This window comes from Flavobacteriaceae bacterium GSB9 (assembly GCA_022749295.1).
Taxonomy (GTDB): Bacteria; Bacteroidota; Bacteroidia; order Flavobacteriales; family Flavobacteriaceae; genus Flavisericum.
Window position 1 is genome coordinate 2,144,852 of record CP062007.1, and the last position, 14,179, is coordinate 2,159,030.

The 14,179-nt window shown below is 37.4% G+C and carries 11 protein-coding genes and 1 tRNA gene; 7 read left to right on the top strand and 5 right to left on the bottom strand.

Going from position 1 to position 14,179, the window contains the following annotated elements; all coding sequences use genetic code 11:
* Positions 1 to 28 precede the first annotated feature (28 nt).
* From GSB9_01875 to GSB9_01877, 3 genes are read left to right on the top strand one after another with little or no spacing between them, the layout of a single operon-like run.
* Positions 29 to 361, top strand: coding sequence for a YtxH domain-containing protein (locus GSB9_01875; protein ID UKM65312.1), 333 nt, complete (start codon positions 29 to 31; stop codon positions 359 to 361).
* 3 nt (positions 362 to 364) lie between these two features.
* Positions 365 to 712: a hypothetical protein gene (locus GSB9_01876; protein ID UKM65313.1), complete on the top strand. Its 348-nt coding sequence runs from the start codon at positions 365 to 367 to the stop codon at positions 710 to 712.
* Position 713: 1 nt separating this feature from the next.
* Positions 714 to 914, top strand: coding sequence for a DUF6327 family protein (locus GSB9_01877; protein ID UKM65314.1), 201 nt, complete (start codon positions 714 to 716; stop codon positions 912 to 914).
* Between the two features lie 260 nt (positions 915 to 1,174).
* On the opposite strand, the gene GSB9_01878 is transcribed toward GSB9_01877, so the two are convergent.
* A complete protein-coding gene (locus tag GSB9_01878) occupies positions 1,175 to 1,375 on the bottom strand; it encodes a hypothetical protein (GenBank protein ID UKM65315.1) in 201 nt (66 codons plus the stop codon).
* 212 nt (positions 1,376 to 1,587) lie between these two features.
* Positions 1,588 to 1,660 (bottom strand) — tRNA-Gln (locus tag GSB9_01879).
* A gap of 151 nt (positions 1,661 to 1,811) precedes the next feature.
* On the opposite strand from GSB9_01879, the gene GSB9_01880 reads away from it, so the two are divergent.
* Together GSB9_01880 and GSB9_01881 are read left to right on the top strand one after the other, a co-directional pair.
* On the top strand, positions 1,812 to 5,123 hold the full coding sequence (locus GSB9_01880) for a DUF2723 domain-containing protein (protein UKM65316.1): 3,312 nt from the start codon (positions 1,812 to 1,814) through the stop codon (positions 5,121 to 5,123).
* Positions 5,124 to 5,173: 50 nt separating this feature from the next.
* Positions 5,174 to 5,794: a polysaccharide deacetylase family protein gene (locus GSB9_01881; protein UKM65317.2), complete on the top strand. Its 621-nt coding sequence runs from the start codon at positions 5,174 to 5,176 to the stop codon at positions 5,792 to 5,794.
* On the opposite strand, the gene GSB9_01882 is transcribed toward GSB9_01881, so the two are convergent.
* Together GSB9_01882 and GSB9_01883 are read right to left on the bottom strand one after the other, a co-directional pair.
* Entirely contained in the window at positions 5,791 to 6,087 is a 297-nt protein-coding gene (locus tag GSB9_01882) for a thioredoxin family protein (GenBank protein UKM65318.1), read from the bottom strand. The two genes, GSB9_01881 and GSB9_01882, sit on opposite strands and share 4 nt — an antisense overlap.
* A gap of 138 nt (positions 6,088 to 6,225) precedes the next feature.
* Complete coding sequence (locus tag GSB9_01883; protein ID UKM65319.1) at positions 6,226 to 7,455, bottom strand: metallophosphoesterase; 1,230 nt, start codon at positions 7,453 to 7,455, stop codon at positions 6,226 to 6,228.
* Positions 7,456 to 7,626: 171 nt separating this feature from the next.
* On the opposite strand from GSB9_01883, the gene polA reads away from it, so the two are divergent.
* Complete coding sequence (gene polA, locus GSB9_01884; GenBank protein UKM65320.1) at positions 7,627 to 10,473, top strand: DNA polymerase I; 2,847 nt, start codon at positions 7,627 to 7,629, stop codon at positions 10,471 to 10,473.
* Positions 10,474 to 10,611: 138 nt separating this feature from the next.
* Positions 10,612 to 12,006 (top strand): transporter substrate-binding domain-containing protein, encoded by a 1,395-nt coding sequence (locus GSB9_01885; protein ID UKM65321.2) that lies wholly within the window; start codon positions 10,612 to 10,614, stop codon positions 12,004 to 12,006.
* 47 nt (positions 12,007 to 12,053) lie between these two features.
* On the opposite strand, the gene GSB9_01886 is transcribed toward GSB9_01885, so the two are convergent.
* Entirely contained in the window at positions 12,054 to 14,000 is a 1,947-nt protein-coding gene (locus GSB9_01886; GenBank protein ID UKM65322.1) for a YgiQ family radical SAM protein, read from the bottom strand.
* Positions 14,001 to 14,179 lie beyond the last annotated feature (179 nt).

The following is a 14,179-nucleotide window of genomic DNA, read 5'->3' on the forward strand; positions in this document are numbered from 1 at the left end:
AAGTTAAACAAAAAACAAAATAACAATTATGACAAACAACGAAAGTACTTTTTTAGGCATTGTCGCCGGAACCGCATTAGGAGCAGCTCTAGGCATTTTATTTGCACCGGACAAAGGAAGCAATACCCGACAAAGAATAGTGGACGAAGCCCAAGCCACTAAAGACAAACTATCTGAAAAAGCCGAAACCCTAAAAGAACAGATTGTAAATACTGCCAGCACAAAAAAAAGAAACATCGATGAAGAAATCGAATCTATCGTTTCTGATGCTAGCTACAAAGCCGATGATGTTATAACAGCACTAGAAAGCAAACTCAAAGACTTAAAACAAAAAAACAAAAGGCTACAAAAAACCTCGTAATTAATGAGTTTAATTGATTCAATTAATGAAACAAATGCCTATGCGTCAAAAGTTAGTGAAAAATACGTCAAAACATCCTACAAGTATTACAAACTAAAAATTTTTGAACAGTTTACCATTTCCATGGGGATGGTAGTCAAGGTTATACTAATTGGTGGACTCGCCTTAATAGGAATGAGCTTTATTGCTGTGGCATTGGCTTTTTCTATTGGCAATGCACTTGGCAATTTATCTCTTGGATTTGTTTCTGTCGGACTATTATTTTTTATTTTATCACTGATAATATTCTTTTTAAGAGTACACATCAACAATTTTATTATTAAGAAATTATCAAAAAAATTTTTCAGTTAAAATGAAGACTTATCACAACGCTAAAAGCATTGAACACGACTTAAAGATTTTAAATTTAGAACGCCAAATTGCTTGGGAAGAACTTAAAAATGTTAAAGAGGAATACCAAGAAAGTTTAAAGCCATTAAACTGGGTTCAATCCGGTCTTAAGTTAATGGGCAAATATGGAGGTATCATGTTAATTAAAAAATTGATGAAATAGCTGATTGTATTTGCAAAAAAGTAAAAAGCCCAACCGTAGTGGTTGGGCTTTTTTACTAATTATTCATTCTAAAAATTATAACTTAACAAAGCGTTTAACACCATGCTGTTGGGTTTTAAATATATAAATTCCTGATGTTAGTTGCGATACGTTAACACCCGATTGGTCTGTAAACTGTTATACTTCCAATCCGTTAAGGTTGTATATAACTCCCGAAAGCGTTTTATTGAATTTTAAATGATTTCCAACAATTAGGTGTACTAATGTCTACAATGGTAAACGAATTTGCAGATGAATTCGCAAAAAAAGGCTTGCTTATTGATTGCATCGTAGGCCACGGTTTCTACTGACCCCTCAACATTGGTATTGAACGAAGTCAAATGTTGAAGTCCGGTTTGACTTAAACTGGTTGTCGTAATCGCTAGCGTAAACAAACTAGCCAACAAAGTAATTTTTTTCATTTTTTATATTGATTAATTAATGGTGTAAAGAAAAAAATTACGCAAGCCCCAAGATTTACCTTAAACTTATATAATTGTAAAGCATCTAATTGTTGTCTTAAGCAATTGCAATCTTAAGTTTATCTGTATTAAGTTTCGGTAAAATTAGCACTACTTGAAAAATAAGGGCATAAAAAAACCCTCAACAAAATTTGTTAAGGGTTTAATTTCTGTTGGCCTACTAGGGCTCGAACCTAGACTCTTCTGGACCAAAACCAGACGTGTTGCCAGTTACACCATAGGCCACTGCCATTTGAGGGTGCAAATTTAGAACAAAGTTTTATTTCTACAAGTATTTTTCAAAAAAAATAATTGTAAAAACTTAACGTTTACTTAAAAATATTTGCATTAACGTATTTATTGTTAAATTCGCCATTGCAAATTAACACAGGAATCCATGGCAAATTTCAACTTTAAAAAATGGAACACCATCTTAGGCTGGTTCTCTTTTTTAATAGCGCTTATCACATATAGTTTAACTGTTGAACCTACGGTAAGTTTTTGGGATGCCGGAGAATACATTTTAACCTCGGCTAAATTGCAAGTGGGCCACCCGCCTGGAGCACCTCTTTTTCAAATGCTAGGAGCCTTCTTTTCTATTTTTACTTTTGGAAATACTGAATTGGTGGGTTGGATGATGAACATGATGAGTGCCGTTGCTAGTGCATTCACTATTCTTTTCATGTTCTGGACCATCACTTTGCTTCTTAAAAAGATAGTTGTTGGCAAGGGCGACATGTCACAAAACAAAGCCATGGCTATTTTGGGCAGTGGTCTAGTTGGCAGTTTGGCATTTACATTTACCGATTCGTTTTGGTTCAATGCAGTTGAAACAGAAGTTTACGCTATGGCTACTTTAATAATGGCTGCTTTGTTTTGGCTTGGGCTTCGTTGGGAACAGGATATGCACAAACCTCGTGGCAACCGTTGGCTTATTTTAATTGCCTTTATTATTGGACTTTCGTTTGGTGTTCACTTTATGGGGTTACTTACTATTCCTGCCATAGGGCTGATATATTACTTTAAAAACTATAAAACCGTAACGGTAAAAAACTTCATTATAGCCAACGCCGTTTCTGTTGGTATTTTATTGTTCGTTTTTAAATTGTTGGCACCAAACATTCTTAAAATTTTCAGTGCTACCGAAATATTTTTTGTAAACACCATTGGTTTACCGTTTAATTCGGGGTCTATATTTGCTGGTATTGCACTCATTATTTTGATTAACTCTGGATTGAGGTACACACGTAAAAAAGGCTATGTACATCTTAATACGGGCATTCTTTGCATAACTTTTATTATTGTTGGGTTTTCATCGTGGCTTATGCTTCCTATTCGTGCCAATGCCAATGTGGTTATTAACGAAAACAACCCATCGAGTGCGAGAGAGCTTTTGGCTTATTACAACTTAGAACAATACCCCGAAACCCATTTGTTCTATGGTCCGCAGTTTACCGACCAATACGCCTACTTAGATGAAAACAATCCTTATATAGACGATAAACCCAAATACGAAAAAGACGAAGAAAAAGGCGAGTATGTTATTGTGAATGACTACAAAAATGCAAAGCAAAACTACAATTCTGAACATGCCTCACTATTTCCCCGTATGTGGAGTACCGAACATGCCGAAAATTACATGATGTTTTCTGGCTTTTTAGATTTTAAGCTGAAGCCTGAATATCAAATGGAAAACCAATTGCGTGCTTCTGTAAACAATTTCAGAAAAGATGTAAGCCAAGGTAATATCGATTACGAAGATTACCACAATTTTTTAAAACAGTTTAAAGAATACATCGATATCGAGAAGCCATCTTTGGCGAGTAATATACGATACCTATTTGAATACCAATTAGGCTATATGTATTGGCGTTATTTTATGTGGAATTTCGCAGGTCGCCAAGACGATATTCAAGGTAAATACGACAATCACGGCAACTGGATTTCAGGTATTAAACCGTTAGACGAATGGCACTTAGGGCTTTCGCAGGATAACCTGCCTAGTGATGTAAAAAACAATAAAGCCAGAAACACTTACTACTTACTGCCCCTTATTTTAGGATTGCTTGGTTTTTTCTTTCTGTTTAACAAAGACAAAAAGTTGTTTTGGGTCATGCTTGTATTTTTCCTGTTTACCGGAGTTGCCATACAGGTTTACACCAATGTACGCCCATTTGAACCTCGAGAACGCGATTATTCGGTGGTAGGCTCATTTTACGTTTTTGCACTTTGGATAGGTTTTGGAGTTTATGGCCTTTACGATACCTTAAAAACATATATACCTAAAAAATTGGCAGGTCCAATTATTACAGTAGTTTGCCTGATTTTAGTACCTGGTATTCTGGCAGCCAATAACTGGGATGACCATGACCGATCGGATAAATATACGGCCAGATCCATGGCACATATGTACCTCGACTCATGTGCAGAAAACGCTATTCTCTTCACTATTGGTGACAACGACACTTTTGCCCTGTGGTACGCCCAAGAAATAGAAGGTTACCGTACCGATGTGCGCGTGGTAAACACGAGCCTGTTTCAAACCGATTGGTATATCGACCAAATGAAACGTAAAGCTTACGAAAGCGACCCTATTCCATCACAACTAACACACGATTTATATAAATACGGCACCAACGATTATATCGTTATTCAACAGGTTATTCAAGACACATTGCCCATTAAACGCTTTTTAGATTTTGTTGGAAGTAAAGACCCTAGAACCAAATACAAACATGTTTTACAACGTCGTGGTGTTGATATCACTCAAGTACGTTCTCAAGATCTGAATGCAACGTATCTGCCTACACCACACTTGCGCATTCCGGTAAATAAAGACAACGTATTAAAATCGGGTATCGTAAAACCTAATGATGCCGACAAGATTGTACCTTATATTGACATTACCGTTAACGGTGGCGCACTGTACAAAAACCGTTTGCTCATGCTCGATGTGATTGCCAATAACGAGTGGAAACGTCCCATTTATTTTACTGGCGGAAGTTTTGGTGATGACGATTATTTATGGATGAAAGACTACTTACAACTTGATGGCCTTTGCTACAAATTAGTCCCAATAAAAACCTCAATAGACCGCAATAACCCTTTCGACATGGGTCGCGTGGACAGCGATTTAATGTACGAAAAAGTCAAAAAATGGGATTGGGGCAACAGTGGCAGTCCAGATATATACCACGATCCCGAAACACGCAAAAACTCCATTACGTATCGAGGTAACTTAGCACGTTTAATTCAACAGTTAATCAACGAAGACAAATTAGACAAAGCTGAAGAAATTGCCGATATCGCTATGGAGAATATGCCTGTAGAGTATTTTGGATTCTACACTTTGCTTGAACCTTATATTGGTGCGTATTATGCAGTTGGAAATAAGGAAAAAGCAAGAACATTGTTTAAACAAGTAGCGCAAAAATATCAGGAAAACCTTAAATATTACGCTAGCCTTAAAACACGAAATCAAGAAAGGATGTTTGAGGATATTTATACAGATATTAGCCGTTACAAAGCTCTAATTGATGTTTTAATACAACACGACTCCGAATTTGCTGAAATAGAAGGTAACATCTTTAATAATTATTTGCGATCCTTTGAGCATTTTTATGGTGAAGCAGAACCTGAAACAGTACCGATGAACAACGATTTACCATTGGACAGCAATTTACCAGTTGAAGCTGATAGTATTAACTAATTTGTTATATGGATTTTATTCCTGCAAAAACCCCTCGGATTGCAAAAAAAATGTTTCCGAATTATGTTTGGGATGTTCCAAATACCAAAAAAAACATTTACTTAACTTTTGATGATGGCCCGACACCCGAAATCACCAATTGGACTTTAAATGTTTTAAAACAATATAACGCCAAAGCTACATTTTTTTGCATAGGCAATAACGTTGAAAAACATCCTAAAATTCTTAAAGGCATTATAGAACAAGGCCATTCGGTTGGAAATCATACGCAAAACCACTTAAAGGGTTGGAATTCTAAAACAGATGCGTATATAGCTGAAGTCGATGAAGCCCAAAAAATCATAGATTTACAAAAACCGTTAATTGTTAATCATCAACCGTCTACAAAAAAACTATTCCGGCCTCCCTATGGTAAAATAAAACCAAAACAGGGACAAAAACTTATTGATGCTGGTTATAAAATTATTATGTGGGATGTCATTTCGTTTGACTGGGACACAAACATTACACCTGAAGCGTGCTTAGACAATGTGATTTATAAAGCCACAGAAGGCAGCATTGTGGTTTTTCATGATAGTGTAAAAGCCTCAAAAAACATGCAATTTGCATTGCCTAAAGTGCTCGATTTTTTCTCCCAAAAAGGATATAGCTTTAAATCCCTTAAATTTTAGACGTACTCATTCACAATACCTATTAAAGTATTGGTTTCTTGATCGCCACTCTGGCGCCATTTCATTTCACCATCTTTGTAAATAATAAGTGTTGGTAAAGTTTTAACGCGCAGGGCTTCGGCAAGTTCTCGGTTTTTTTCAACATCAATTTTAATAACTTTAGCTTTGTCGCCCAAAGCAGCAGCAACATCTCTTAAAATGACGTGCATTTCGCTCGATTGCTTGTCTAATTCCGAATAAAAATCTAGAAGTACCGGAATATTGACATCGATGAGTTCACCAAATTTAGACATACTTTGTTGTTTATTAATCAAATGTACTTAACAAACCTACATAATTTTTTTATACTTTAAATAAAATCATAAGATAGGTTCGCTAGGTCTAATTATAAAGATAGGAAATTCCGTAATAAAAATAACATTTCTGTGTAATTATGCATCACTAGAGTCTTTTTTTAATTCTATTACGGTTATTTCTGGCCATATACCAACACGGCCAGGGTATCCTAAATAACCAAAACCTCTGTTAACGTTAATGTATTGGTCCATTTCTTTGTAAATACCGGCCCAATACTTGTAACGCCATTTTGCTGGACTCCACTTTACCCATCCTGGAATTTCAATACCAAACTGCATACCATGAGTATGTCCGCTTAAGGTTAAATGGTAGTGCATGTCGTCGTTAATCACTTGGTCTTCCCAATGCGACGGATCATGACTTAGCAGTATTTTAAAATCGTTGGCATCAATACGTTCTGTGGCTTTCTTTAAATCTCCCACCTTTTTAAATCCGCCACGCCCCCAGTTTTCAACACCAACAACAGCTATTTTTTGGCCGTTTTTTTCAATGTAGCGACTTTCATTAAGCAACAGATCGAAACCCATATCTTTTTGCAGTAGTTTCAAGTCGTTTAAATTTTGTGCCTTTGCTTCTTTTGATGGCCAATTTACATAATCGCCATAATCGTGGTTTCCTAAAATAGAAAACACACCATCTTTTGCTTTCAATGTACCGAACAAATCCTTCCACGGCAACATTTCTGCCGATTTGTTATTCACCATATCACCTGTAAAGAAGATAGCATCTGCCTTTTGCTCATTAATGAGATTAACACCGTATTGAATTTTTTCTCTATTATCAAAACTACCCGAATGAATGTCGCTGATTTGTGTGATTTTATAACCATCAAATGCTTCTGGCAAATCTTTAAAATGCAGAGTATATTTTAAAACCCTAAATCGGTACTTTCCTTTATACATACCGTACAGTAACGAGGCGAACGGAATTGCAGCAACACCTAAGGCAATTTGGCTTATAAATTTTCGGCGCGAAGCCATGTAAAAACCATCATTTTTGGTCACAAGTTTATCGTAAAGTCCGTAAATAACCCGAATAATATCTTCACCTAAAAGCAAAGGAATCAATCCTAAACCCAATGATATAAAAGCCAACAAAAACCCAAAGGCATAGCTTTTTGCCGGGTTGAGAACCCGCCCTTCGGAATATACCGTAAACTGAATTATAAAATTGCCCGCCACAATTACCGCTAAAACAATAAACAGATATTGCAACCAAGCACTTTTGGTTATGGTTCTTAAGGCCTGAAACCCGTAAAACACAATAACTGCATAAAAGAGTATAAATAAAATCCACCGAAGCATGTTTCCTTTTTTAATCAAAGATAACAGTAATATTGGCCAATAAATAATCCAGTAATTTATTTAACTAATTGTTAAGAGTTTAAAATTTAAAGGGTTATGAATCCGTGCGTTTATAAATTCCGTTTTAAGCATAACTTTTCGTAGTTTTACGTTTCTTTCAAAACACAATTCATGTCAGCACAAAAACGCTTATTTTTAGTAGATGCCTACGCTTTAATTTTCCGTGGCTATTACGCTTTTATCAAAAACCCAAGAATTAACAGCAAAGGCGTCGATACCTCGGCTATCATGGGGTTTATGAATTCCCTCTTGGATGTTATTAAACGTGAACGTCCAGACCATTTGGCCGTGTGTTTTGATAAGGGCGGCAGTGCCGATCGTGTTGAAATGTTCGAAGAATACAAAGCCAACCGCGACGAAACCCCCGAAGCCATAAAAGTGGCCGTGCCTTACATTCAGGATATTTTAAAAGCCATGCACATCCCTATAATGGTTAAGGAGGGTTTTGAGGCCGATGATGTTATTGGAACCCTCTCGAAACAGGCCGAAAAGCAAGGCTACCAAACGTTTATGGTAACGCCCGACAAAGATTTTGCACAATTGGTTTCTGAAAATATTTTTATGTACCGTCCAAAATCGTTTGGCGGTGGTTACGAAACTTGGGGCATTGCAGAAGTGCAGAAAAAGTTTGAGGTAGAACGCCCCGAGCAGGTTATTGACTTTTTAGGTATGATGGGCGACTCCAGCGACAATATTCCCGGACTGCCGGGCGTTGGCGAAAAAACTGCCAAAAAGTTTCTGAAAGCTTATGGTAGTATGGAAGGTCTTTTTGAAAACATTGAACAGCTAAAAGGCAAAATGAAAGAAAAAGTAGAGGCTAACCAAGAATTGGGCTTACTCTCAAAGAAATTGGCACGCATTATGCTCGACGTTCCGGTGGAATTTGACGAAACCGATTTTGAAATGTCGGAACCTGACATTGACGCTGTAAAACACATTTTTCAGGAGTTGGAATTTAGAAGGCTTACAGAAAATTTCCTTAAAACCTTTGCCCCTGAAGAAGAAGCCAAAGCTACTGTTACAGAAACCAAAAAAGAAAACAAGCCAACACCAAAAAAATCGACAACCGCAGGTGCGGGGCAATTTTCGCTTTTTGGAAATAACGGAGAAGCCAAAACTTCGGAAACAACTTCCGAATACACGCGAAAAACAGCTGAAACCACTTCACATTTTTACCAAAGTGTCGCTTCGGGCATGGCAACTAAGTTATTCATCAAAAATTTAATGAACCAAACTTCGGTGTGCTTTGATACCGAAACCACCGATATAAATCCACTCCTTGCAGAATTAGTCGGCATAGCCTTTTCATGGGAGACCGGCAAAGGCTTTTATGTGCCGTTTCCAGAAGATAAAAACGAGGCTCAAGAACTAATCGAACAGCTGCGTCCGTTTTTTGAAAATGAAAGCATTGAGAAAATTGGCCAAAATTTAAAATACGACATCAAAGTGTTGGCCAAATACAACATTGCGGTAAAAGGCAAACTGTTCGATACTATGTTGGCCCACTACCTCATCAACCCGGATATGCGTCATAACATGGACGTATTGGCCGAAACCTATTTAAACTATACGCCCATTTCCATAGAAACTTTAATTGGTAAAAAAGGAAAAAACCAAAAATCGATGCGTGATGTGCCATTGGAACAACAAACGGAGTACGCCGTTGAAGATGCCGACATCACCCTTCAACTTAAAGAACATTTTCAAAATGAATTGGGCGAAGCCAATACCCAAACCCTTTTTGACGATATTGAAATTCCGTTGTTACGCGTTTTATCGGCTATGGAATTGGAAGGCATTAATTTAGATAAAGACTTTCTGAATTCACTATCCGAACAACTAAACAACGATATCGCAACTCTTGAAAAACAAATTTACGAGGCTGCTGGCGAAGAATTCAACATTGCATCACCAAAGCAATTAGGCGTTATTCTATTTGAAAAAATGAAATTGGTAGACAAACCCAAAAAGACCAAAACGGGGCAATATTCAACCGCCGAAGACGTGTTAAGCTACTTGGCCAAAGACCACGAAATCATTCAGAATATTTTAGATTTTAGAGGGCTATCCAAACTAAAAAGCACCTATGTTGATGCGTTGCCGCTTCAGGTAAACCCAGAAACCAAACGCATCCATACCGATTACATGCAAACCGTTGCCGCTACGGGACGTTTGAGCAGCAACAACCCCAACTTGCAAAATATCCCGATAAGAACAGAACGCGGGCGACAGGTTAGAAAAGCTTTTATTCCCAGAAATGAAGAGTACACACTATTGGCTGCCGATTATAGCCAAATTGAACTGCGTATCATAGCGGCCTTGAGCGAGGAAGAAACCATGATTGAGGCCTTTAAGCACGGCGAGGATATTCACGCTTCTACGGCTTCTAAAGTGTTTAACGTGCCTATTTCTGAAGTCACGCGCGAGCAACGTAGCAACGCAAAAACTGTTAATTTCGGAATCATTTATGGGGTTTCCGCTTTTGGATTGAGTAATCAAACCACATTATCAAGAAGCGAATCTAAAGAATTGATTGACACGTATTACGACACCTATCCCAAGCTTAAAAACTACATCAGCAAACAGGTGGATTTTGCGCGCGACCACGGGTATGTACAAACCGTATTAGGGCGTCGTCGCTATTTAAAAGACATTAACTCCAGAAACGCTGTAGTTCGCGGTGCAGCAGAACGTAACGCAGTAAACGCCCCCATTCAAGGAAGTGCTGCTGATATTATTAAAATTGCCATGATTAATATTTTTAAAAAATTAATCGAAGGCGGTTATAAAACCAAAATGTTATTACAGGTACATGACGAATTGGTGTTTGACGTGTATAAACCAGAGTTGGAAGACATTAAAAAACTAGTAAAAACAGAAATGGAAAATGCCTATAAGCTGGAGGTGCCTCTAGATGTCGATTTAGGCACTGGAAACAATTGGCTAGAAGCACATTAACCGCTCCCAATTGCAAAAAAGTGAAAGTTTATAATTTTTAGTATATTATAGAATTAAAACTATTCTATGCTAAAAAAACAACGACCTCTATCCTTTTTTTGTTTTTTAATACCCTTATTTATATTTATTTCTAGCTGTTTGCTTTTTCAAAGCTGCGAAAAGTCATCCGCAAGCAACAACAAAGCTGCTAATAAACCTGTTTTAAAAAGAGACCTAAAAACCATAAAAGAAGACGGCAAACTCAAGGCACTAACCGTTTACAGCGGCACAAGTTATTTTTTATATCGTGGTAAACCCATGGGGTATGAATACGAACTCTTGCAACGCTTGGCAGATTACTTAGATTTAGAACTTGAAATTATCGTTGCCGATGATATCAATAACCTCATTACAATGCTAAATAATGGCGAAGGCGATATTATTGCCCATGGCCTAACCATTACTGGAAATCGGCAAGCTTCAGTTTCATTTTCAAACTACCTCTACCTAACAAAACAGGTTTTGGTTCAGAAAAAACCCGATAATTGGCGAAACATGCATTGGAAAAAACTAGAAAATGCGCTAATACACGATGCCATTGAGCTTATAAACGACACGGTTTATATTCGTGATAAATCGTCTTACAAAGAGCGTATTCTAAACCTTTCGGAAGAATTGGGTGGTAAAATTCATATTAAAAGCCTACCGGGCGAAATGGCCACCGATGAAATTATTAAAGAAATTGCTGTAGGACATATTAAACACACCATTGCCGATAAAAATATAGCAAGTATTATGGCATCGTACTACCCCATTTTAGATGTCGATGTACCCGTAAGCTTTTCGCAACGTATTGCCTGGGCCACACGAAAAAATTCACCTGAATTATTAAACTCCATAAACCTTTGGTTAGAAGAAATGAAAAAAAAGGTGGATTACAATGTCATCTACAACAAGTACTTTAAAAACAAAAAGAATTTTAGGCGTCGTATAAAAAGTGATTTTTATAGTTTAAACAATGAAGAAATCAGTCCGTACGACGACATCATAAAAGCACATTCTAAAACCTTAGGTTGGGATTGGCGTTTAATAGCCTCTCTAATTTATCAAGAATCGCGTTTTAAGCCCGATGATAGTTCTTGGGCCAATGCCAAAGGCTTAATGCAAATCATGCCAAAAACAGCAAAAGAACTTAATATCACCGACAGAGCAGACCCAGAGCAAAGCATTAGAGGCGGCACTACTTATTTAAAGCAACTTTGGAAAAAATTTGAAACGGTTACCGATTCGGTTCAACGCAAAAAATTTACAATGGCCGCTTATAATTGCGGACTTTACCACGTAAAAGACGCACAAAAATTAGCCGTAAAAAAAGGCTTAAAACCCGAACTTTGGGATGATAATGTTGAGGATATCATTTTAGCTTTAAGCAATCCAAAAAACTATAACGACCCAGTAGTAAATTACGGTTATGTACGAGGCATTGAGCCTTATAACTACGTTAACCAAATTTTTGAGCGTTATGCGCATTATAAACAATTTATATCGGAGTGATTTAAAGTAGAATAATTAAAATTTCAAACTCTTATTGCTATCAATAACTATTTTCGCTTCTTCTTGCTTCGAAACTTGGCCTTATTCTTCCTTTGGTTAAAAGGCACCGAATCATTGAATGTATGCTTGGGCTTACCGGGTTTGTTCTTGCGCCAATTTTCATTCTCGGGCAGAAGCTTTTTTAGCAAATCTTGACGCCCTAATTTATTGAGCGTTTTTTTAATCCACGCTTTGTTCTCGTCTTTGTACCAAAAGAAAAATCGATGCTGCTCGTCCTTCTCTTTCCTAGTTTTTGGTGTTTTAACTTCTTGAAGGGTGTATGGGTGGTAACCACTGTAATAAATAACCGTGGCTACCGTCATAGGTGTTGGCGTAAAGCCTTGTACTTGCTCTAACTGAAAGCCCATATCTTTGGTTTCGGCCGCAAGGTTTGCCATGTCTTCAGCTTCACAAGCTGGATGGTTGGAAATAAAATAGGGTATAAGCTGAAGGTTTAAGTTCTTCTTGATATTAATCTTATCAAAACGCTCTTTAAACTTATGAAAATATGAAAAGGATGGTTTTCGCATTAATTTTAACACCGGGTCGCTCGTGTGTTCGGGCGCCACTTTCAACCTACCAGATACGTGCTTGGTCATCACCTCTTCGGTGTAATCGTCCAACTCTTTGGCATCTGCATTCTTGTTGAATTCAGGTACCAACATATCGTGGCGGATACCACTTCCTATAAACGACTTTTTAACTTTTGGATGGCTATCAACAGCCTGGTACAAATCTGTTAATGGTTTGTGTGATGTGTCAAGGTTGCTGCAAATTACCGGTGAAATACAACTAGGTGCTACACACCTATCGCATATTTCTTGCACCTTTCCCTTCATTTTATACATATTCGCACTTGGCCCACCTATATCGCTTAAATAGCCTTTAAAATCTGGCATATTGGCTACCGTGTCCACTTCCTTTAAAACAGATTCCTGACTACGGGATGCAATAAATTTACCTTGATGTGCCGAAATGGTACAAAAACTACACCCACCAAAACAACCTCGGTGGATGTTTATCGAGAATTTAATCATTTCGAAAGCCGGAATTGGCCCACGCTTATTATATTTTGGATGGGGTAAGCGAGTATATGGCAAATCGAATGACGCATCAATTTCTTCCTCTGTCATCGTTGGGTATGGCGGATTAATCATCAAAGTTTTATCGCCTACTTTTTGAAAAATACGTCGCGCCTCCAATTTATTTGATTCTTGCTCAATAATTTTAAAATTAGAAGCATAAGCCTTTTTATCGGCCAAACAAGTTTCGTGTGATACGATTTCAACATCTTCCCAATTACTGTTTTTAGGAATTTTTTCACCCTTTTTAACTAAAACAGCAGTTTGGCTAATGGTATTCAAGCTTTCAAACGGCACCCCCTTTAACAACAAACGAACAATTTCACGCAACGGCTGTTCACCCATACCATAAACCAACATATCGGCTTTTGAGGATTCTAATATAGTTGGCATCAACTTGTCGCTCCAATAATCGTAATGGGTTACACGACGTAACGAGGCTTCAATGCCACCTATTAAAACGGGCACATCTGGCCATTTTTCCTTTAAAATATTTGAATAAACGGTTGTCGCATAATCAGGTCTAAATCCTATATCACCATTTGGTGTGTATGCATCTTTGTTTCGGCGTTTCTTATTGGCGTTATAGTTACTCACCATGGGGTCCATGCAACCTCCCGTAATACCAAAAAACAGTTTTGGGCGTCCCAGTTTTGTAAAATCCTGAAGATTATCATTAACATTAGGCTGGGGTACTATAGCCACCCGCAACCCTAAACTTTCTAAAATACGACCAATAACCGCTGGTCCAAAAGAAGGGTGGTCTACATAAGCATCACCGCTAAACAGGATAACATCTAATGCATCCCATCCGCGAATATTTACCTCTTTGTTTGTGGTAGGCAACCAATCTGAAAGTTGTAACTCTTGCATAGCGCTGCAAAAGTAATTAAAAATAAACTCTTATTTTCAATACGTTAGAATTATTCCAAATAGCAAAGCCCTTTGTATTTATTTAAAAATCAATAGTTAAAAACTAAAACTAGATAGACTCTGCACAAAAAAATGACTCGTTCGAGATTCAATAATTTAAACTATATTTATAAAGACCA